Consider the following 20,679-nt stretch of genomic DNA (forward strand, 5'->3'; position numbering starts at 1 on the left):
CCTACCGTAGGGTTGGCGGCTCTGCCGCCGACGCGTTCAACACACATTTGATCTGCCACATCCACCTGCCGGATCGCATCCGTACGATGCCGGCATGGCCCGCTACCGCCGTGCCCTCGATGGCACCACCTACTTCTTCACCCTCGTCACCTACCGTCGACGCGCCATCCTGTGCGACGAACCGGTACGCCTTGCGCTACGAGCGGCTTTCGAACGCGTTCGGGTTCGCCTACCCTTCCATATCGATGCGATCGTCCTGCTGCCCGATCACCTTCACTGCATTTGGACACTGCCCGACGGAGACGTGAACTTCACCGCACGGTGGTCGCAGATCAAACATCACGTAGCATTTGCTTGCAGGGAAACGTACGGGAATTTTATGGTGACGACCGCCCAGCGGCGGCGGCGAGAAGCGCCGATATGGCAACGGAAATACTGGGAGCACCGGATTCGGGATGAACGCGACATGGAAAAGCATGTCGATTACATTCATTACAATCCGGTCAAGCACGGGTTAACCGCATGCGCCGCGACATGGGAATATTCATCGTTCAGGCGATATGTCGAGAACGGGATTTATCCGACCGATTGGGGCGGGACGGATGAGGCGCGCGAAATGGAGTTGGAGTAATTCACGAGCAGGGTGAACGCGTCGGCGGCGGAGCCGCCAACCCTACGGTCGTTCATCCGCCGCATTTAAATCAATCGTCCCGCTCCAGGCCATCCGGCCCCAGCATCAATTGCGCCGCCTCGCTCGGCAACGCCTCCACCGACTTGAGCTTGCGCGCCATCTGACGGCTGCGCACCTCGGCGCTCTCGATGTTCTTGGCGGCCTTCTCCAGCGTCAGCTTGGTGGTGGCCAGCACGTCGCCGAACTTGGTGAACTCGGTCTTGACCGCGCCCAGCACCTGCCACACCTCGGACGAACGCTTCTCGAGCGCCAGCGTGCGAAAGCCCATCTGCAGGCTGTTCAACAGCGCGGCCAGGGTCGACGGCCCCGCGATCGTCACCCGCAAGGTGCGCTGCAGGTCGTCGGCCAGGCCGGGACGGCGCATCACCTCGGCGTACAGGCCCTCCGTGGGCAGGAACAGGATGGCGAAGTCGGTCGTCTGCGGCGGCGACACGTATTTGTCGCAAATGGTGCGCGCCTCGCCCCGCACCGCCCGTTCCAGCTCGGCGCCGGCGCGCGCCACGCCGTCGGCATCGGCGACGTCGGCTGCCGCCAGCAGGCGTTCGTACTGATCCTTGGGGAACTTGGCGTCGATCGGCAGCCAGACCGGCTTGCCGCCATCGCCCGCGCCGGGCAGCTTGATCGCGAACTCGACCCGCGCATTCGAACCGGCCACCGTCTCGACGTTCTTGGCGTACTGCTCAACGGTGAGCACCTGCTCCAGCAGCATCTCGAGCTGCACCTCGCCCCAGGTGCCGCGCGTCTTGACGTTGGTGAGCACCCGCTTCAGGTCGCCCACGCCGATCGCCAACTGCTGCATCTCGCCCAGGCCCTGGTGCACTTTTTCCAGCCGCTCCGACACCTGGCGGAACGATTCGGACAGGCGCGTCTCCAGCGTCGCATGCAGTTTTTCGTCGACCGTCTGGCGCATCTCTTCGAGGCGTTTGGCGTTATCGCTTTGCAGGTCGCGGATCTTGGTTTCCAGCGTGTTGCGCACCTCGAGCATGCGCTGGGCGTTCGATTCGGTGAGGTTGCCCAGCGTCTGCTGCAAGGTGTCGGCGAAGCGCTTCAATGCGCGCGCCTGTTCTTCGCGCCCGCTGCTCGAATGCAGCTGCATCTGCTGGCGCATGCTGTCCAGTTGCTGGACGGTGGCATTGTGATATTGCGCCAGATGAGAGGACAGTTCCTGGCGCGTCGACTGGGCGCTCGACTGCAGCTCCTGGCGCAGCTCGCGCTCGAGGCGCTCGACGTGGTTCCCGTCGCCATTGCCGCGCATGCGCAGTAGCAGCATCAGCACGGCAACCAGCAGGCCGGCCACGACGACGAGGCCGACCAGGATGAGGATTTCGGCGACGGTCATGGTGGCGCTCAATCGGGTTTGTTGCGCATCCAGTCCGCGGTCTGGAAGAAGGAATTCATCATGCGCACGCGCAGCGTGTCGTCGTAGCCCAGGTCTTCCATGGCCCAGGCCATGCAGCGCAGCCACTGGTCGCGTTCCGCGCTGCCGATCGCGAACGGCAGGTGGCGCGCGCGCAGGCGCGGGTGGCCGTAGCGTTCGATGTACAGGTCGGGACCGCCCATCCAGCCGGACAGGAACATGAAGGTCTTCTCGCGCGAGCTGTCGTTGGGCGCCGGATGCATGGCGTGGATGCCGGCGAAATCGGGCTCCAGCTGCATCAGGTCATAGAAGCGGTCGACCAGCGCCCGCAGGCGCTCGCCGCCGCCCATCATCTCGTACAGGGTCTGGGGTTCGGCCTGCACGTCGGTCTGTGTTTCGGTGTTGTGTTCGGACATCCCGCCATGATAGCGCACGGCCGCGGACCTTGTCCGCGGCCGTGCCATCGTCGCTTATGCTTCGCGCAAGGTCTGCAACGGCGGCTGCCGCAACACCCCGCGCAGACCCAGCCAACCGCCCACGATCGCGCATAGCGCACCGACGAACAGGCCCGCGATCCATACGCCCGGCTCGAACACCCATGGGAACTTGAACTGGTACGTGGCCAGGGCCCAGCCCAGCGCCGCCGCGCCGCTCGCCGCCAGCAGGCCCGCCAGGCCGCCCACCAGCACGAACTCGATGCGCTGAGACTGCGCCAGTTGCTGGCGCGTGGCGCCCAGCGCGCGCAGCAGGCCGGCCTCGCGCGTGCGCTCGGACTGCGATCCCATCAGCGCCGCATACAGCACCAGCACGCCGGAAGCGAGCGTGAACAGGAACAGGAACTCGACCGCCGTCACCACCTGGTCCAGCACGTCCTGCAGCTGGCGGATGATGCCCGAGACGTCGATCACCGTCAGGTTCGGATGGTTGCGGGTCAGCGCATTGCCCAGGTTCGCGCCCTCGGGCGGCACGTGGAAGGCCGTCATATAGGTAGTGGGCGCGTCCATCATCGCCGCCGGATTGATGATGACGAAGAAGTTGGCGCGCATCGAGCCCCATTCGAGCTTGCGCACGCTGGTGATCTTCGCCTCCACCAACAGGCCGGCCATGTCGAAGCGCAGGCTGTCGCCGAGCTTCAGGCCCAGGCGCTCCATGATGCTCTGCTCGACCGAGGCCTCGGCCACGCCGGGCGCATCCTTGAACCACTCGCCCTGCACCACCTCGTTCGCCTGCGGCAGCACATCCGTGGTCGACAGGTTGAATTCGCGGTTGGCCAGGCGCCGCGCCTCGCCGTCCGCAAAGGTGTCGCGCGTGATCGCATCGCCGTTGATGGCCGTCAGGCGGCCACGGATCATCGGATACAGCACCGGTTCCTTGACGCCGGCCGCAATCAGCTGCCCTTCGACGCCCTGCTTTTGCTCGGGCAGGATGTTGATCACGAAGCGGTTCGGCGCATCGGCCGGCGTCGCCAGCTGCCAGGCCGCCATCAGGTCGCCGCGCACCACGGTCAGCAAGAGCAGCGCCATCAGGCCCAGCGCCAGCGACACCACCTGCACCACGGTGGCGCCGGGCCGGCGCTGCAGCGAGTTGACGGCGAAGCGCCAGGCCTGGTGCTGGAACGCGCCGCGCATCCGGCGCAGCCCTTGCAGGCCGAGCCAGGCCACCAGGGCGAAGAAGGCGAAACCGCCCAGGAAGCCGCCGGCGGTGATCAGGGCCAGGGTCGGGTCGCCGGCCTGCCACAGGAGCAGCAGGAAGAACACGCCGATGCCCAGGCCATAGGTCGCCAGCGCGGCTGGCTGCGGCGCGCCCTGCTCGCGCCGGATCACCCGGTTGTGCGGCACGTTGCGCAACTGGAGAATCGGCGGCAGCGCGAAGCCGACCAGCAGCAGCATCCCCGTCGCCACGCCCTGCAGCGCGGGCAGCATCGACACCGGCGGCAGATCGGTGTTGATCAGCGAGGCGATCATCTCGAGCAGCACGAAGTGGGCGCCGAAGCCGACCAGCACCCCGATCGCGCTGCCGAGCAGGCCGATGAAGCCGAATTCGAGCAGGTACAGCACGGTGACCTGGTTCTGGGTCAGGCCCAGGCAGCGCAGCATGGCGCAGGCGTCCAGGTGGCGGCCCATGAAGCGGCGCGCCGCCATCGCCACCGCGACCGCCGCCAGCATCGCCGACAGCAAGCCCACCAGCGACAGGAAGAGGCCGGCGCGATCGAGCGTCGCGCGCATTTCGGGACGGCCGTTTTCCAGCGTCTCGATACGCACGCCCTTGATATTCTCGGCGCGGATCTGGGCCCGTATCCACTGTTCGTAGGCGCGCACCGCGGCCATGTCGTTCGCGTCTTTCGATGCGACCATCAGGCGAAAGCTCACGCGCGCGAAGTCGTCGATCAGGCCGGTGGCCTGCAGGTCTTCCAGCGCCAGCATCACGCGCGGCGCGAAGTTGGCGAACGAGGCGCCCTTATCGGGTTCGGTGGCGATCAGCTGGGCGATGCGGAACTGGCTGTTGCCCAGCGTGAGCGTGGCGCCGACCTCGGTGCGCAGCTGCGGCAAGAGGCCCGGATCGACCCAGACCGTGCCGCGCGCCGGCACGGCGCGCGTGGGCGTGCCTTGCGCGCCGCCTGCGGCGACAGGGTCGGTCGTGATGCTCACCTGGCCGCGCAGCGGATAGCCTTGTGACACCGCCTTGATCGACGACAGCTGGGCCAGCGAGTCGTCGCCCTCGCCGGCTTGCGCCATGCTCGGGAAGGTGACGGTGTCGGCCAGCAGCAGGCCCCGTTTCAGGGCTTCGTCGCGCCACGCCTGGCGCACCGGGTCGTCGGTATTGACCAGCAGGTCGGCGCCGAGCAACTGGTGGGCGTCGCGGTCCATGCCCGAGCGCATGCGGTCGATGAAGAAGCCGACCGAACTCAAGGCCGCGACCGCGACGATCAGCGCCACCAGCAGGAAGCGCAGCTCACCGGCGCGCCAGTCGCGCGCCGTCATGCGAAGAGCCTGGACGAACATGGATCCGCTCCGTTCTAAAAGGTCAGGCGTTGGCGAAGAAGTCGTCGACTTCGGCGAGGAAGGCGCGCTTGCGCTCCGGGTCGACGAAGGCGGCCTGGAAGCTGTTCTTCGCCAGCTGGCGCGCATGGCGTTCATCCAGCGGCAGCGCGTCGAAGGCGGCGAAATAATTCTCGTTGACGTAGCCGCCGAAATAGGCCGGATCGTCCGAGTTGACGGTCACCGCGAGGTTCGCATCGAGCAAGGTGCGCAGATTGTGCGAGCCCATCACGTCGAACACACGCAGCTTGATGTTCGACAGCGGGCACACGGTGAGGGCAATCTGCTCGCGCGCCAGGCGCTCGACCAGGGCCGGGCTTTCCAGGCTGCGCACGCCATGGTCGATGCGTTCGACCTTGAGCACGTCGAGCGCGCTCTCGATATAGGCCGGCGGGCCCTCCTCGCCCGCATGCGCGACCAGGCGCAGGCCGAGCGCGCGGGCGCGCTCGAACACGCGCGCGAATTTCTCGGGCGGGTGGCCGACCTCGGACGAATCGAGGCCGACACCGATGAATTTGTCGCGGAACGGCAGCGATTCTTCGAGCGTGGCGAGCGCCTCGTCTTCGGACAGGTGGCGCAGGAAGCACATGATCAGGCTGGCGCTCTGCGGCGCGTCCTGGCAGGCGCGCCAGATGCCGTTGATGGCAGTCTCGAACGGCACGCCGCGCGCGGTATGGGTTTGCGGATCGAAGAAGATCTCGGCGTGGCGGACATTGTCGGCATGGGCGCGCGCCAGATAGGCCGCGGTCATGTCGTAGAAGTCTTGTTCCTTCAGCAGCACGCTGGCGCCGGCATAATAAATGTCGAGGAAGGATTGGAGATCGGTGAAAGCGTAGGCCTCACGCAACGCTTCAACCGAGCTATAAGCGAGGTCGACGCCGTTTCTTTGCGCAAGCTCAAAAATCAGTTCTGGTTCGAGCGAGCCCTCGATGTGGATGTGCAGTTCTGCCTTGGGCATGTTCTGCAGCAGGTTGCGCAGGCGTTCGTCGAGCATGGTTTTCTCCAACAGGTACATCAGACAATATTCAATAGTGCGAGTCATTCGGACCCGACCGACAAGTGTAACGCATGCGCGCTTTCCGCCTGCGCCAGGGCGAAAATGGCTGCGTTCGGCTATATGACATGCACGATTCGCGTGCGCCGCGCGTTGAGCAGTTCGTGCACTATCGGCGCACAACGGAAGAAAATAGGGATGCCGCCGGCACGCCGTTCTTTCGTTCAAACCGGCCTCGACGCCGTGTTCCGGTCCCACCTTCCCTGGGCCGCCGCGACGCCTGCAAAAACCGACTTTCGATAGTTGAATCAAGCACTTGGCATCGCTTCAACAGCTTGCACGACACTGCTTTGACTTCGGAAACTAATAGGCACATAATAAATTTCATAAACGCAAAAAAAGCGTTCTCCACCACGCGAGGATTTGGCGTACCGCCTTGGCGCACCGCCTTGGCGAACCGCCGAATCGACAACAAGCAATCGCACGTGAATTCCACAAACGGCGCCGGCCATCCCGGCGCGGCACGTGACGACCGAACAGGGAGTACGCAAAGTTACCGGGGCCCCGGGCAGCTTCGACAGTAGCTGCTGTGACAGTGATTCGTTGTTGGCACATTAAAGGAACTTCAATGAGCATCTTTGAAAACTACGCGGCCCGCTATGAGCGTACACGGGAAGAAGAATACTCCCTGACGGAATATCTCCAACTGTGCAAGAAAGACCCGCTGACCTATGCCAGCGCGCCTGAACGCATGCTGGCCGCCATCGGCGAACCCACCCTGGTCGATACCCGCCTCGATCCGCGCCTGTCGCGCATCTTCGCCAACAAGGTGATCAAGATCTATCCGGCCTTCCGCGAGTTCTACGGCATGGAAGAAGTGATCGAGCAGGTGGTGTCTTATTTCCGCCATGCGGCGCAAGGACTCGAAGAGCGCAAGCAGATCCTGTATTTGCTCGGCCCGGTCGGCGGCGGCAAATCGTCGATCGCCGAAAAGCTGAAAAGCCTGATGGAACTCGTGCCCTTTTATGCGATCAAGGGCTCGCCGGTAAATGAATCGCCGCTCGGCCTGTTCAGCGAAGAAGAAGACGGCACCATCCTCGAAGAAGACTACGGCATTCCGCGCCGCCACCTGCGCGCCATTCCCAGTCCATGGGCCGTCAAGCGCCTGCACGAATATGGCGGCGACATCGAAAAATTCCGCGTCGTCAAACGCTATCCGTCGATCCTGAAACAGATCGCGATTTCCAAGACCGAACCGGGTGACGAAAACAACCAGGACATCTCTTCGCTGGTCGGCAAGGTCGATATCCGCAAGCTCGAGGATTTCCCGCAAGACGATCCGGACGCCTACAGCTATTCCGGCGGCTTGTGCCTGGCGAACCAGGGCCTGATGGAGTTCGTCGAGATGTTCAAGGCGCCGATCAAGGTGCTGCACCCGCTGCTGACCGCCACGCAGGAGAGCAACTACAAGGGCACCGAAGGCTTCGGCGCGATTCCTTTCGACGGCATCGTGCTGGCGCACTCGAACGAATCCGAGTGGAAGACCTTCCGCAACAACCGCAACAACGAGGCTTTCCTCGACCGTATCTATATCGTGAAGGTGCCGTATTGCCTGCGCGTGTCCGATGAAACCCAGATCTACGACAAGCTGCTGCGTAATTCCTCGCTCGACAAGGCGCCGTGCGCGCCCGGCACCCTGCGCATGATGTCGCAGTTCGCCGTGCTGTCGCGCCTGAAGGATCCCGAGAATTCGAGCATCTTCTCCAAGATGCTGGTCTACGATGGCGAGAACCTGAAGGACACCGACCCCAAGGCCAAGTCGCTGCACGAATACGTCGACTATGCCGGGGTGGACGAAGGCATGAATGGTCTGTCGACCCGCTTCGCCTTCAAGATCCTGTCCAAGGTTTTCAACTTCGACAATACCGAGGTGGCGGCCAATCCGGTGCACCTGCTGTACGTGCTCGAACAGCAGATCGAACGCGAGCAGTTCCCGCCAGAGACCGAGCAGCGCTATCTCTCCTATATCAAGGAGCACCTGGCGCAGCGCTACGTCGATTTCATCGGCAAGGAGATCCAGACCGCCTACCTGGAAAGCTATTCCGAGTATGGCCAGAACATCTTCGACCGCTACGTGACCTTTGCCGACTTCTGGATCCAGGACCAGGAGTTCCGCGATCCGGATACCGGCGAGAGCTTCGACCGCGAATCGCTCAACGCCGAGCTGGAAAAGATCGAAAAGCCGGCCGGAATCTCGAATCCGAAGGATTTCCGCAACGAGATCGTCAACTTCAGCCTCAGGGCGCGCGCCACCAATTCTGGCAAGAATCCGGCCTGGACCAGCTACGAGAAGTTCCGCAGCGTGATCGAGAAGAAGATGTTCTCGAATACCGAGGAACTTTTGCCGGTAATTTCCTTCAATGCAAAAGCGAGTGCCGAGGATGCGAACAAGCATGCCGACTTCGTCGCCCGCATGGTAGAGAAAGGCTATACACCAAAGCAGGTGCGTCTGTTGTGCGAATGGTATCTGCGCGTGCGGAAATCCTCGTAGGGTGGACGGGGACGCCGAGGCGGCTCTGCCGTCCACGCGTTCAAGTTGCGTACGCAATCTCGCGGTGCGTGCGATATTTGAACGCGTGCGGCGCACGCTCGTTCGCGCAGCGTATTAAGATAGGGGTGCCGTCGCATGCGACGGCGCCAAAGCGCCAGCGACAAGCGCCACATGTCGCCAGTTCCGCGCTTATTAAAAGCAGGAGGCCTGTTTTGACTTACCTCATCGACCGTCGCTTGCAGGGCAAGAACAAGTCAGCGGTCAACCGCGAACGTTTTCTGCGCCGCTACAAGGCGCAGATCAAGGATGCTGTCGGCCGCGCCATCAAGGGCCGCTCGATCACCGACATCGAGAACGGTGAAAAAGTCACCATTCCCGTCAAGGACGTGAACGAACCGCATTTCGGCCACGCCCATGGCGGCGTGTATGAAACCGTCAACCCCGGCAATACCGAATATCAGAAAGGCGACCAGTTCAACCGTCCCCGCGGCGGCGGTGGCGGCGCCGGGCGCGGCCGCGCCGGCAATAGCGACCAGACCGTCGAAGACGATTTCATCTTCGAGCTGTCGCGCGAAGAATTCATGAATTACTTCTTCGAGGATCTCGAGCTGCCGAACATGGTCAAGACGCAGCTGACCCAGACCATCGAATACAAGAACCAGCGCGCCGGCTACAACGTGTCCGGCACGCCCTCGAACATCCACGTGCTGCGCTCGCTGCGCGGCGCCCTGGGCCGCCGCATCGCCGTCGGTGGCCCTGCCCGGCGCCAGCTGGCCGAAGCAGAAGAGGCGCTGCAGGCCTTGCTCGACGAAGGGGCGCCGTCCGACGACGAACAGGTGGTCGCGCTGAAGGACCGCATCCACCACCTGCACATCCGTCTGAATGCCATTCCCTTCATCGATCCGTTCGACCTGCGTTATTCGAACCGGATCAAGGTCCCCAAGCCCAGCACCCAAGCCGTGATGTTCTGCATCATGGACGTATCGGGCTCGATGGACGAGACGCGCAAGGATACGGCCAAGCGTTTCTTCATCCTGCTGTATCTCTTCCTCAAGCGGGTCTACGAAAAGATCGACGTCGTCTTCATCCGCCACCACACGGCGGCGGCCGAGGTCGACGAGAACGAGTTCTTCCATTCGCGCGAGTCGGGCGGCACCGTGGTCTCCTCGGCCCTGCACCTGCTGCAGAAGGTGATTACCGAGCGCTACGGCAGCGCCGACTGGAACGCCTACGTGGCGCAAGCCTCGGACGGCGACAACTGGGATAACGACTCGGTGCTGTGCAAGCAGATTCTTACCAGCGCAATCATGCCGCGCGTGCAGTATTACACCTATGTCGAGATCACCGATGGCCCGCCGCAGAACCTGTGGGAACAATACTGCGACGTCGCCGCCCAGCACCGCAATTTTGCGATGCAAAAGATCGTGACCCCGGCCGATATCTATCCGGTATTCCGGGAACTGTTCAAGAAGCAGGCCAAATAGCCTGCGGAACAGATGCATTCACAGCGAGGCGCCCCATGCCAAGAGATCCAAGCAATCCGCGCGCCCTGCCCGAACAGTCGGAGTGGACCTTCGACCTGATCGAGCAGGCGCACGAAGAAATCAAGCGGGTGGCCAAGCGCTACGGCCTGGAGACCTATCCGAACCAGCTCGAAATCATTACCGCCGAGCAAATGATGGATGCCTACACCTCGGTGGGCATGCCGGTCTCCTATAACCACTGGTCGTTCGGCAAGCACTTCCTGAGTACCGAGAAGAGCTACCGCCGCGGCCAGATGGGACTGGCTTACGAGATCGTCATCAACTCGAATCCCTGCATCGCCTACCTGATGGAAGAAAACAGCCTGACGATGCAGGCGCTGGTGATCGCCCACGCCGCCTACGGCCACAATTCTTTCTTCAAGGGAAATTACCTGTTCCGCAGCTGGACCGATGCCGACGCCATCGTCGACTATATGGTGTTTGCCAAGAACTATATCGCCGAATGCGAACAGCGCTACGGCATCGATGCGGTCGAAGAGTTGCTCGATTCCTGCCATGCGCTGCAGAACTACGGCGTGGACCGCTATAAACGGCCGGCCAAGCTGTCGGTGGCGCAAGAGGCGGCGCGCACCAAGGAACGCGAGGAATACGCCCAGTCGCAGGTCAATTCGATCTGGCGCACCCTGCCTCAGCGCGAAGAACAGGCGGCGGCGGATGCGCCGACCCACCGTTTCCCGCCCGAGCCCGAGGAAAACCTGTTGTATTTCATCGAGAAGTACGCGCCGCTGCTGGAACCCTGGCAGCGTGAACTGGTGCGGATCACGCGCAAGATTTCGCAGTATTTCTATCCGCAGCGCCAGACCCAGGTGATGAACGAGGGCTGGGCCACCTTCTGGCACTACACGATCCTGCAAGACCTGTATAAAGAGGGGATCGTCGGCGACGGCTTCATGCTCGAGTTCCTGCAAAGCCATACGAATGTGGTCTACCAGCCGCCAGCCAACAGCCCGTATTACAGCGGGATCAATCCCTACGCCCTCGGGTTCGCGATGATGACCGACATCCGGCGCATCTGCGAAAACCCGACCGATGAAGACAAAACCTGGTTCCCCGACATCGCCGGCAGCGACTGGCTCAAAACGCTCGACTTCGCGATGCGCAACTTCAAGGACGAGAGCTTCATCGCTCAGTACCTGTCGCCCAAGCTGATTCGCGACTTCCATTTCTTTGCCGTACTGGATGACGACCGCAGCGACAAGCTGACCATCTCGGCCATCCACGACGAAGCCGGCTACCGCTACGTGCGCCACAAGCTGGCCGAGCAATACAACCTGGGCAGCCGCGAGCCGAACATCCAGGTCTGGCAAGTCAATACACGCGACGACCGCGCCCTGACCTTGCGCCACACGCAATACAACCGCCGCCCGCTCAACGGCCAGGCGCAAGAGGTGCTCAAGCACGTGGCCCGGCTGTGGGGCTTCGACGTGCGGCTGGAGACGGCCGATCCGGCCGGGCACGTGGTCAGCTTCCTCGAGTGCCGGCGCGAAAAGCGCGGGCGCTAGCCTCCCGAGTACCTCATGCGTGTGGGTCGCCGCCGGCGCGGCGGCCTGCTCACGCATTCAAACCGCGGACTGACGCAGGGTCGGCGGCGCAGCCGGCTGCGCGCCCCGGCCGACCCTACGAGGCACAAGCACCTTGCCTTGCCTATGCATGTTCAATTACGCTCGTCTGGTATCGCCAACATACAGATTTCATGGTATGTTCCCGACATCACATGTTAGCGCTGTCACAACCAAGACATGGCAATTTGGCGGTGAAGGGCCTAGCACTAACTAAGTAATATAGTTTGTCTCACAGGGTGTGGGAGCGCGCAGCTTTCATTCCTGTCAAGTCGAAGTTACGGCATGACGCACTGTTGAGGCAGCTCAAACGCAATACCGGGTATCGCTTTTATCTATACCGTATGTACACCCGAGGCAGCTTCCAGGACAATGCAGGGAAGCCGGGGTCTGATGAGAATAGGCTATTGTTTGCAGAAAGGCCATTGCGGAGTCATATGAAATTCGCCAACTTTCCGATTTAGCGTCAGAAATTTGGTGAATATGGCATCTGCACTGATCTTCCACGCGATGAGGAGAATCGATACATAAAACTACACATTTTCCGGCCTTCCGGACCCCTCAAAACGACCTCGCAAGGCTTGTATAGATGAGCTTGTTTGCCTGCATTTACAGGTAGTTAGCGTACCTTTCAGTGCTGTAAAAATGTATGTGCAAAAAAGAATTCGTAGGTATAATTCTTCGATGTCCCGGATGCGGCTCTAGGCTTTCGTCGTGTTTAGTGGGTTTGGTAGCAACAAAAAAGAGTTGGTATTGGAGAAATATGGCATGAATTTTTCGAATGAGAAGCAACCCGGGAAGAATCTCACAGGATTCATCGTTGTCCTCATCTTCCACATTCTCGTGGGATGGGCACTCGTGGCTGGCCTGGGTACCCGGATTGTCACCACGGTGACCGAAGCTGTGGAAACCAAGCTGATTGAAGAGACCGCGCCGCCACCGCCGCCGGAAACTCCGCCGCCGCCGCCGCCGCCAGAAATGAAAGCGCCGCCGCCGCCGTTCATCCCGCCGGTCGAAGTACAGGTGCAGCAGCCGCCGCCACCGCAAAACACGATCGCTACCGCGACCAACACGCCGCCGCCAACCACCCAGCTGGCACCGCCGGCACCGCCAGCACCTCCGGCACCGCCGGCACCGCCGGCACGTGGTCCTAGCCGCACCGAGGCAGTCGCTGACTTTAATACTTGCGCACGTCCGGAATATCCGCGTTCGTCGCAGCGCAATGAAGAAACCGGTACCACGACCCTGCAGTTCCTGATCGGTGTCGATGGTCGGGTGATCGAAGCCAAGCTGGCGAAGTCGAGTGGCTTCCGTGACTTGGACCGGGCCGCGCAATCGGCTCTGAGCAAATGCCGATTCAAGCCCGCCATGATTGATGGCAAGCCGGAACAGGCGTGGACAGCGGTGCAGTACGTCTGGACGCTGGAATAAAACCGAGGCAAAACACCGTCTCAAATTTTGATTGTCGTTGTCATTAGTTCAGCGAACTGTCTATTTAATATCTTTGGAGGAAGCATGTTTAAGAATACCCGTTTGTCCGCTTTCCTGGCGGCTGTCCTGTTGTCGGTTACTGCAGCATCGGCTCTGGTCTCGGCCCCCGCCTTCGCTCAAGAAACCCCGGCAGCCGACGCGGCTCCAGTGGCGACCGACGCAGCTGCACCAGCTGTCGATCCAGCTGCTGCTCCTGCTGACGCTGCCGCTCCTGCAGATGCTGGCGCGCCAGCCGCTGCTCCAGGTGGCGAGCAGACCGAAGAAGTCTACAACCCGTACGGCCTGCAAGCCATGTGGGAACACGGCGACTTCGTCAACAAGGGCACCCTGATCATCCTGTCGCTGATGTCGATCGGTTCGTGGTACATCATCATCACCAAGCTGATCGATCAGCAAAAAGTGATGCGTCAAGCTAAAGACATGCAAACCAAGTTCTGGAAAGCACCGTCGATCGCTGCTGGTTCGGCTCAGCTGAAAGAAGGTTCGCCATTCCGCTTCATCGCTGAAACCGGCACCAAGGCTACCCAGCACCACGACGGCGCCCTGCTCGAGCAGATCGACCTGTCGACCTGGGTCACCATGCAGATCCAGCGTTCGGTCGACCGCGTCCAGTCGCGTCTGCAAGATGGCCTGTCGTTCCTGGCAACCGTCGGTTCGACCTCGCCGTTCATCGGTCTGTTCGGTACCGTCTGGGGCATCTACAACGCACTGACCGCCATCGGCATGTCGGGTAACGCCTCGATCGACAAGGTCGCAGGTCCAGTCGGTGAAGCACTGATCATGACCGCCTTCGGTCTGTTCGTTGCAGTTCCTGCCGTCCTGGGTTACAACTGGCTGGTGCGTCGTAACAAGACCGTGCTGGAAGAAGTCCGTTCGTTCTCGGCTGACGTGCACTCGGTGCTGATCTCGGGCGCAATGTCGACCTCGAACGCAGCTGCACAAGCTAAAAAGATTGGATAAATTATGTCGATGAGTGTCGGTTCCGATTCCGGCGAAGATGCACTGAATTCAGAGATCAACACGACGCCACTCGTTGACATCATGTTGGTTCTTCTGATCATCTTCCTGATCACGAGCCCGGTGGTTCTGAATCTGCAGAAAGTTACGCTGCCTGAAGAAGAGAACCAGGTCACCCTGTCCAAACCGGAAGACGTCAATATCACCGTCAATAAAGACGGTGAGATGTACTACAACCAGACTCACCTCGCGAACACGGACGAGCTGTTCAAGTTCCTCGCGGAGCAGTCGGTGAAAGTGCCGCAACCGGCGGTGAAAGTTCGTGGCGACCAAGAAACCCGCTACGAAGCAATCGGCCGGGTCATTTACACGGCACAACGTGCTGGTGTGCAGAAGGTTGGTTTCGTTATTCAGCCGCAATAAGCTGATAGCGCTGCACGCGGCGCCTGGTTGTGAAACCGGGCGCCGTAACCTTCTCCCCAACATTTGATAAGGACACACCATGAGTATGAACGTAGGTGGAGGCTCCGCAGCGGATGCGGATCCGGAACCGATGATGGAAATGAACATGACGCCGCTGATCGACGTCTTGCTCGTTCTTATCATCATGCTGATTATTACGATTCCGAAGCAAGATCACTCGGTCAATCTGAACATGCCAGTTGGTAACCCGCCGCTGAGCGATATCAAGCCTGTCGTGATCACGATCGACGTCGACTTCGACGGTACCATCCTCTGGGATGGCGAAGTGGTGCCGGATCGCGCTGCGCTGGAAGCCAAGATGAACGCTGTTGCGGCCATCCCTGACCAGCCCGAAGTGCACCTGCGTCCGAATAAGCTGGTAGAGTACAAAGTTGTTGCCGGTGTCATGGCATCTGCCCAGCGTATTGGCGTCACCAAAATCGGCATGGTCGGTAACGAGCAGTTCCAGTAATCGTTCCATGTTTTGACCAACACGGCAGGGCTATCCCTGCCGTGTCCATTTTGAAATAAGGATTTTTCAGATGATCAAGTTCCGTCTCGCTCACCTCAGCCTTGCAATGGCCGCTCTGGGCTTTACCGCGCTCACCCCGGTAATCGGCCTGTCTTCCGCCGTCGCGCAGGAAGCGATGCGCCCGGAGATTGGTAAACCGCTGCAGCAAGCCCAGGCCCAGATGAAACAGGGCAAGCACAAAGAAGCACTGGCTACCCTGCGCGGACTGGACAAGGTGGGCAACAAGACCGCCAATGAAAGCTACCTGATCGAGCGCGTGCGCGCCGGGGCAGCCTCGTCGGCCGGCGATTACGATACTGCCGCCAAATCCTTTGAAGCCCTGCTCGCGTCTGGCAAGCTGAACGCCAACGAGCGTTCGCAATTCGCCGAAGGCCTGGTGGGTATCTATATGCGTGCAGGCGACCTGAACAAGGCGAACAGCACCATCCAGACCCTGCTCAAGCAGAAGGAAGATCCGAAACTGCGCGCTTACCTGCTGCAGAACTATTACAAACAAGGCAATACCGCTGCCCTCGAGCAAGAACTGCGCACCATCGAGAAAAGCGGCCGCCTGAGCGAAGACCAGCTCGGCATGCTGGCCAATATTCAGCTCAAGAAGAACGATACCGCCGGCTACGTGCGCACCATCGAGAAGCTGGCCGCCAGTTATCCGAAGGCCCAGTACTGGACCGACCTGCTGAACCGCGTGCAGCGTCAGCCAGGTTACTCGCAGCGCCTGAACGTCGACGTGTACCGCCTGAAGCTGGCCAACAACCTGCTCAAGAAGCCGAGCGAGTACATGGAAATGGCCCAGCTGGTGCTGCAGGCGAAAGCCCCGGCCGAAGCGCTCAAGATCATCGACAAGGGCTACAAGGCCGGCGCCCTGGGCACCGGCACCGACGCCGCGCGTCACCAGCGCCTGAAGGATCTGGCCGAGAAGAACCTGGCCGAGCAGAACAAGAACTTCGCTGCACTGGAAGCCGAGCACACCGCAGTCAAGGACCAGGACTCGCTGGTGGGCCTGGGTTACGCACTGGTGCAGGCTGGCCAGGCTGACAAGGGCCTCAAGATGATGGACGCGGCGATCAAGGCCGGCGGCCTGAAGAACCCTGAAGACGCCAAGCTGCGCCTGGGCGAAGCCTACGCTGTTGCCGGCAAGAAGCAGCAAGCCATCGCCACGCTCAAGACCGTGGGCGGCAAGGACGGCACCGCCGAACTGGCCCGCTACTGGATCCTGGCGATCAACAATCCGCTGTCCTGATCGGCCTGTCCCCGCGCAAGCGGGGAATCAAGCCTGACCTGCAACAGCAGCGTCACCCGTCGTCCCCGCGCAGGCGGGGACCCAAGTTTGCATGCGTTGCAACATCGCAAGCAGTACTTGGGTCCCCGCCTGCGCGGGGACGACGTCATTTGCGCTAACACAGCGTCATTTGCGCTTACGATCCCTGCGGCCGTCGCCCATATGCAACTACCGAGTTACCGTATAATCAGGGTTTTCGCGCCGCACCAATGTCGCGCGGCTTGTAACCGGACCCAGATTTAATGAAGGTATTTCGCGGACTTCCCAACGACAGGGCGCGCGCGCCCTGCGCGCTCACGATCGGCAATTTCGATGGCGTCCATCGCGGCCACCAGGCCCTGCTGGCCCACGTGCGCAGCGCCGCCGCGGGGCTCGGCCTGGAAGCGGCCGTGATGACGTTCGAACCCCATCCGCGCGAATACTTCGCCCGCAAATCCGGCGACCTGTCGCGCGCCCCGGCCCGCATCGCCAACCTGCGCGACAAGCTCGAAGATCTCGACCAGGCCGGCATCGACCGCGTCATCGTCGAACATTTCAACGAACAGTTCGCCGCCATGTCGCCGCGCGACTTCATCGAGCGCGTGCTGGTCGACGGCCTGCACGTCAAATGGCTGATGGTCGGTGACGATTTCCGTTTTGGCGCCCGGCGCCAGGGCGATATCGCGATGCTGGTCGAGGCCGGCCGCGAGTTCGGCTTCGACGTCCACACCCTCGACGCCGTCATGCATGGCGACCAGCGCATCTCGTCCTCGGCCGTTCGCGCCGCCCTCCTGGAAGGCGATTTCGTCCGTACCAAAGAGCTGCTCGGCCATCCGTATGCGATGTCGGGCCACGTGATCCATGGCCAGAAGCTGGGCCGCACGCTGGGCTTTCCGACGATGAACCTGCGGGTGGCGCACCGCCCTGCCCTCTCCGGCATCTTCGTCGTGCAGGTGCACGGCCTGGCGGACGCGCCGCTGCCGGCCGTGGCCAGCCTGGGCGTGCGTCCGACCGTCGAGGATGCCGGCCGTATGCTGCTTGAAGTCCATGTGTTCGACTATGCCCAGCAATGCTACGGCAAGCTGGTGCGCGTGGAATTCCTCGCCAAGCTGCGCGACGAAGAGAAGTACGATGACCTGGCCACGCTCACTGCCGCGATCGACAACGACGCGGCCCAGGCGCGCGCCTTCTTCGCCCACCGCAACAGCGCGCTGACGGCGACCGACCGAATTTGAGCGCGCTCCCGGTCGTCGTCGCGACGCCTGGGAAGCGCCTCACCCGACTCTGCCGCGGCACCTTGCGCCGTGCACACCGAACACTTACCAGAAGAAGCTTATGTCCGATACCAAACAGAACAACGGCCCCAAGGGTCAGAAGAAACCTGAAAGCAAATACCCGGTCAATATGACCGACACCCCATTCCCGATGCGGGGCGACCTCGCCAAGCGCGAACCTGGCTGGGTCAAGCAATGGCAGGATAAAAAAATCTACGAACGCGTGCGCAAGGCCGCCGCCGGCCGTCCGACCTTCATCCTGCACGACGGTCCGCCGTACGCCAATGGCGACATCCACCTGGGCCACGCCGTCAACAAGATCCTCAAGGACATGGTGATCAAGTCGCGCACCATCGCCGGCTTCGACGCGCCCTATGTGCCGGGCTGGGATTGCCACGGCATGCCGATCGAGATCCAGATCGAAAAACTGTACGGCAAGAACCTGCCGACCGCCGAAGTGCTGCAAAAGGCACGCGCCTACGCGCTCGAGCAGATCGACCGCCAGCGCGCCGGCTTCATCCGCCTGGGCGTGCTGGGCGAGTGGGACAACCCGTACATGACCATGGCCTACAGCAATGAGGCCGACGAGCTGCGCGCGCTCGGCACCCTGCTGGAAAAAGGCTATGTCTATCGCGGCTTGAAGCCCGTCAACTGGTGCTTCGACTGCGGCTCGGCGCTGGCCGAGGCCGAAGTCGAATACCAGGACAAGCGCGACCCGGCGATCGACGTCGGCTTCCCGTTCTACGAACACGACAAGATCGCCGCCGCCTTCGGCCTGGACAAGCTGCCGACCGATAAAGGTTTTATCGTCATCTGGACCACGACCCCGTGGACCATCCCGTCGAACCAGGCCCTGAACGTGGGCCCGGAAGTCGGCTATTCGCTGGTGCAGGTCGAGCGTGACGGCCAGCCGCAATTGCTGATCCTGGGTTCGGAGCTGGTGGAGTCGGTGCTGGCCCGCTACAAGCTGGAAGGCACGGTCATCGCCACCACCATCGGCGCCAAGCTCGAAGGCATCCGCTTCAAGCACCCGCTGCACACGCAGGATACGTTCTACGATCGCCTGTCGCCGGTCTACCTGGCCGACTACGTGACCGTCGACAGCGGCACCGGCGTGGTCCACTCGGCCCCGTCCTACGGCCTGGAAGACTTCCAGTCGTGCAAGGCGCACGGCATGAAGGACGACGAGATGCTCAAGCCCGTGATGGGCGATGGCCGCTTCGCCTCGACCCTGCCGCTGTTCGGCGGCATGTCGATCTGGGAAGCCAGCAAACCAATCTGCGGCGCGCTGACCGAAGCGGGCGCCCTGTTCGAACTGAAGATGTTCGACCACAGCTACATGCACTGCTGGCGCCATAAAACACCGATCGTCTACCGCGCCACCAACCAGTGGTTCGCCGGCATGGACGTCGTGCCGAAGGACGGCGGCGCCACCCTGCGCCAGACCGCGCTGGCCGGCATCGAGAAGACGCAGTTCTACCCGGACTGGGGCCAGGCGCGCCTGCACGGCATGATCGAGAACCGTCCGGACTGGACCCTGTCGCGCCAGCGCCAGTGGGGCGTGCCGATGGCCTTCTTCGTGCACAAGGAAACCGGCGCGCTGCACCCGCGCACCCCGGAACTGCTGGAGCAGGTGGCCAAGCTGATCGAAGCGGGCGGCATCGACGCCTGGCACGAACTCGACCCGGCTACCCTGCTGGGCGAGGACGCGGCGATCTTTGAAAAGAACAAGGACACGCTGGACGTCTGGTTCGATTCGGGCAGCACCCACCAGACCGTGCTGCGCGGCTCGCACAAGGCGCAGTCGAGCTTCCCGGCCGACCTGTACCTGGAAGGCTCGGACCAGCACCGCGGCTGGTTCCACTCGTCGCTCCTGACCTCGTCGATGCTCAATGGCGAACCGCCGTACAAGGCGCTGCTGACCCACGGCTTCACCGTCGACGAGAACGGCAAGAAGATGTCCAAGTCGCTCGGCAACACCATGGCGCCGCAAAAGATCTCGGACACCCTCGGCGCCGACATCCTGCGCCTGTGGGTGGCCTCGACCGACTACACGGGCGAATTGTCGATCGGTGAAGAGATCCTCAAGCGCGTGACCGAGTCGTACCGCCGCATCCGCAACACGCTGCGCTTCCTGCTGGCGAACACCTCGGACTTCGACCCGGCGCAGCACGCGGTGCCGATGGGCGAGCTGCTCGAGATCGACCGCTATGCGATCGCCTCGATGGCCCAGCTGCAGGACGACGTCGCCGCCCATTTCGAGCGCTACGAGTTCCACCCGGTCGTGTCGCGCCTGCAGAACTACTGCTCGGAAGACCTGGGCGGCTTCTACCTCGACATCCTGAAGGACCGCCTGTACACCACCGGCGTGGCCTCTACGGCGCGCCGCTCGGCGCAGACCGCGCTGTGGCACATCGCCCACTCGCTGCTGCGCGTGATGGCGCCGATCCTGTCGTTCACCGCTGAAGAAGCGTGGGAGAAGTTCGCCGGCGCCGATGCTTTCGCCGCCAGCGACGAGACCATCTTCACCCAGACGCTGTGGGCCTTCCCGGAACTGCCCGATGCCGAGGCTTTGCTGGCCAAGTACGCGCTGCTGCGCCAGGTGCGCCTGGACGTCACCAAGCAGCTCGAAGAAGTGCGCACCTCGGGCGCCATCGGCTCCTCGCTGCAGGCCGAGCTGGCGATCAAGGCGTCGGGCGACAAGTACCGCGCGCTGGCCAGCCTGGATGACGACCTGAAGTTCGTCTTCATCACCTCGCAGGCGACCGTCAGCGAAGTGGCGACCGAAGCCGACGAAAGCGTGACCGTGGAACCGTCGACGGCCGAGAAGTGCGAGCGCTGCTGGCACTACCGCCGCGACGTCGGCCACGACCACGCGCATCCGACGCTGTGCGGCCGCTGCACCAGCAACCTGTTCGGCGCCGGCGAGAAGCGCCGCTACGCCTAAGCTCCCGCGGGTCGATCGACCCGC

At 62.2% G+C, this 20,679-nt stretch carries 15 protein-coding genes; 11 read left to right on the forward strand and 4 right to left on the reverse strand.

What is annotated here, in order from left to right:
• The first annotated feature begins 94 nt into the window (after positions 1-94).
• A complete protein-coding gene (locus tag AC3A6F_RS09640) occupies positions 95-631 on the forward strand; it encodes an REP-associated tyrosine transposase (protein WP_487680135.1) in 537 nt (178 codons plus the stop codon).
• 70 nt (positions 632-701) lie between these two features.
• Here the strand turns inward: AC3A6F_RS09640 and AC3A6F_RS09645 are convergent, their stop codons facing one another.
• The 4 genes from AC3A6F_RS09645 to AC3A6F_RS09660 are packed head-to-tail and all read right to left on the reverse strand — an operon-like array spanning position 702 to position 6,080.
• Positions 702-2,030, reverse strand: a complete 1,329-nt coding sequence (locus AC3A6F_RS09645) for a DNA recombination protein RmuC (RefSeq protein ID WP_487680137.1) — start codon at positions 2,028-2,030, stop codon at positions 702-704.
• Positions 2,031-2,038: 8 nt separating this feature from the next.
• Positions 2,039-2,464 (reverse strand): group II truncated hemoglobin, encoded by a 426-nt coding sequence (locus AC3A6F_RS09650; RefSeq protein WP_487680139.1) that lies wholly within the window; start codon positions 2,462-2,464, stop codon positions 2,039-2,041.
• Between the two features lie 54 nt (positions 2,465-2,518).
• On the reverse strand, positions 2,519-5,050 hold the full coding sequence (locus AC3A6F_RS09655) for an ABC transporter permease (RefSeq protein WP_487680141.1): 2,532 nt from the start codon (positions 5,048-5,050) through the stop codon (positions 2,519-2,521).
• A gap of 22 nt (positions 5,051-5,072) precedes the next feature.
• The gene (locus AC3A6F_RS09660) at positions 5,073-6,080 is read right to left on the reverse strand and encodes an adenosine deaminase (RefSeq protein WP_487680143.1); all 1,008 of its coding nucleotides are present in this window, start codon (positions 6,078-6,080) and stop codon (positions 5,073-5,075) included.
• 628 nt (positions 6,081-6,708) lie between these two features.
• On the opposite strand from AC3A6F_RS09660, the gene AC3A6F_RS09665 reads away from it, so the two are divergent.
• The 10 genes from AC3A6F_RS09665 (at position 6,709) to ileS (ending at position 20,655) form a co-directional block, all read left to right on the forward strand.
• A complete protein-coding gene (locus tag AC3A6F_RS09665) occupies positions 6,709-8,631 on the forward strand; it encodes a PrkA family serine protein kinase (RefSeq protein ID WP_487680144.1) in 1,923 nt (640 codons plus the stop codon).
• A gap of 212 nt (positions 8,632-8,843) precedes the next feature.
• The gene (locus tag AC3A6F_RS09670; RefSeq protein ID WP_487680146.1) at positions 8,844-10,115 is read left to right on the forward strand and encodes a YeaH/YhbH family protein; all 1,272 of its coding nucleotides are present in this window, start codon (positions 8,844-8,846) and stop codon (positions 10,113-10,115) included.
• Between the two features lie 35 nt (positions 10,116-10,150).
• Positions 10,151-11,677, forward strand: a complete 1,527-nt coding sequence (locus tag AC3A6F_RS09675; protein ID WP_487680148.1) for a SpoVR family protein — start codon at positions 10,151-10,153, stop codon at positions 11,675-11,677.
• 825 nt (positions 11,678-12,502) lie between these two features.
• Complete coding sequence (locus tag AC3A6F_RS09680; protein ID WP_123068891.1) at positions 12,503-13,165, forward strand: energy transducer TonB; 663 nt, start codon at positions 12,503-12,505, stop codon at positions 13,163-13,165.
• Positions 13,166-13,249: 84 nt separating this feature from the next.
• A complete protein-coding gene (locus AC3A6F_RS09685) occupies positions 13,250-14,185 on the forward strand; it encodes a MotA/TolQ/ExbB proton channel family protein (RefSeq protein WP_487680150.1) in 936 nt (311 codons plus the stop codon).
• A gap of 3 nt (positions 14,186-14,188) precedes the next feature.
• Positions 14,189-14,605 carry an ExbD/TolR family protein gene (locus AC3A6F_RS09690; protein ID WP_137172942.1) on the forward strand — a complete coding sequence of 139 codons (417 nt, stop codon included), beginning with the start codon at positions 14,189-14,191 and terminating at the stop codon, positions 14,603-14,605.
• 79 nt (positions 14,606-14,684) lie between these two features.
• A complete protein-coding gene (locus tag AC3A6F_RS09695; RefSeq protein WP_183407367.1) occupies positions 14,685-15,116 on the forward strand; it encodes an ExbD/TolR family protein in 432 nt (143 codons plus the stop codon).
• Between the two features lie 70 nt (positions 15,117-15,186).
• A complete protein-coding gene (locus AC3A6F_RS09700) occupies positions 15,187-16,416 on the forward strand; it encodes a tetratricopeptide repeat protein (RefSeq protein ID WP_123068878.1) in 1,230 nt (409 codons plus the stop codon).
• 281 nt (positions 16,417-16,697) lie between these two features.
• Positions 16,698-17,669, forward strand: coding sequence for a bifunctional riboflavin kinase/FAD synthetase (locus AC3A6F_RS09705; RefSeq protein WP_005665787.1), 972 nt, complete (start codon positions 16,698-16,700; stop codon positions 17,667-17,669).
• 100 nt (positions 17,670-17,769) lie between these two features.
• Positions 17,770-20,655, forward strand: a complete 2,886-nt coding sequence (gene ileS / locus AC3A6F_RS09710) for an isoleucine--tRNA ligase (RefSeq protein ID WP_487680153.1) — start codon at positions 17,770-17,772, stop codon at positions 20,653-20,655.
• The last annotated feature ends 24 nt before the right edge of the window (positions 20,656-20,679 follow it).

This window comes from Massilia sp. Soil_C_3, from assembly GCF_057657035.1.

What these genes read in the sequence shown, in the direction of transcription:
- AC3A6F_RS09695 (WP_183407367.1), top strand. Translation starts at nt 14,685, where the DNA reads ATGAGTATGAACGTAGGTGGAGGCTCCGCAGCGGATGCGGATCCGGAA.
- AC3A6F_RS09645 (WP_487680137.1), bottom strand. Translation starts at nt 2,030, where the DNA reads ATGACCGTCGCCGAAATCCTCATCCTGGTCGGCCTCGTCGTCGTGGCC.
- AC3A6F_RS09690 (WP_137172942.1), top strand. Translation starts at nt 14,189, where the DNA reads ATGTCGATGAGTGTCGGTTCCGATTCCGGCGAAGATGCACTGAATTCA.
- AC3A6F_RS09705 (WP_005665787.1), top strand. Translation starts at nt 16,698, where the DNA reads ATGAAGGTATTTCGCGGACTTCCCAACGACAGGGCGCGCGCGCCCTGC.
- AC3A6F_RS09675 (WP_487680148.1), top strand. Translation starts at nt 10,151, where the DNA reads ATGCCAAGAGATCCAAGCAATCCGCGCGCCCTGCCCGAACAGTCGGAG.
- ileS (WP_487680153.1), top strand. Translation starts at nt 17,770, where the DNA reads ATGTCCGATACCAAACAGAACAACGGCCCCAAGGGTCAGAAGAAACCT.
- AC3A6F_RS09660 (WP_487680143.1), bottom strand. Translation starts at nt 6,080, where the DNA reads ATGCTCGACGAACGCCTGCGCAACCTGCTGCAGAACATGCCCAAGGCA.
- AC3A6F_RS09680 (WP_123068891.1), top strand. Translation starts at nt 12,503, where the DNA reads ATGAATTTTTCGAATGAGAAGCAACCCGGGAAGAATCTCACAGGATTC.
- AC3A6F_RS09685 (WP_487680150.1), top strand. Translation starts at nt 13,250, where the DNA reads ATGTTTAAGAATACCCGTTTGTCCGCTTTCCTGGCGGCTGTCCTGTTG.
- AC3A6F_RS09665 (WP_487680144.1), top strand. Translation starts at nt 6,709, where the DNA reads ATGAGCATCTTTGAAAACTACGCGGCCCGCTATGAGCGTACACGGGAA.
- AC3A6F_RS09655 (WP_487680141.1), bottom strand. Translation starts at nt 5,050, where the DNA reads ATGTTCGTCCAGGCTCTTCGCATGACGGCGCGCGACTGGCGCGCCGGT.
- AC3A6F_RS09650 (WP_487680139.1), bottom strand. Translation starts at nt 2,464, where the DNA reads ATGTCCGAACACAACACCGAAACACAGACCGACGTGCAGGCCGAACCC.
- AC3A6F_RS09640 (WP_487680135.1), top strand. Translation starts at nt 95, where the DNA reads ATGGCCCGCTACCGCCGTGCCCTCGATGGCACCACCTACTTCTTCACC.
- AC3A6F_RS09700 (WP_123068878.1), top strand. Translation starts at nt 15,187, where the DNA reads ATGATCAAGTTCCGTCTCGCTCACCTCAGCCTTGCAATGGCCGCTCTG.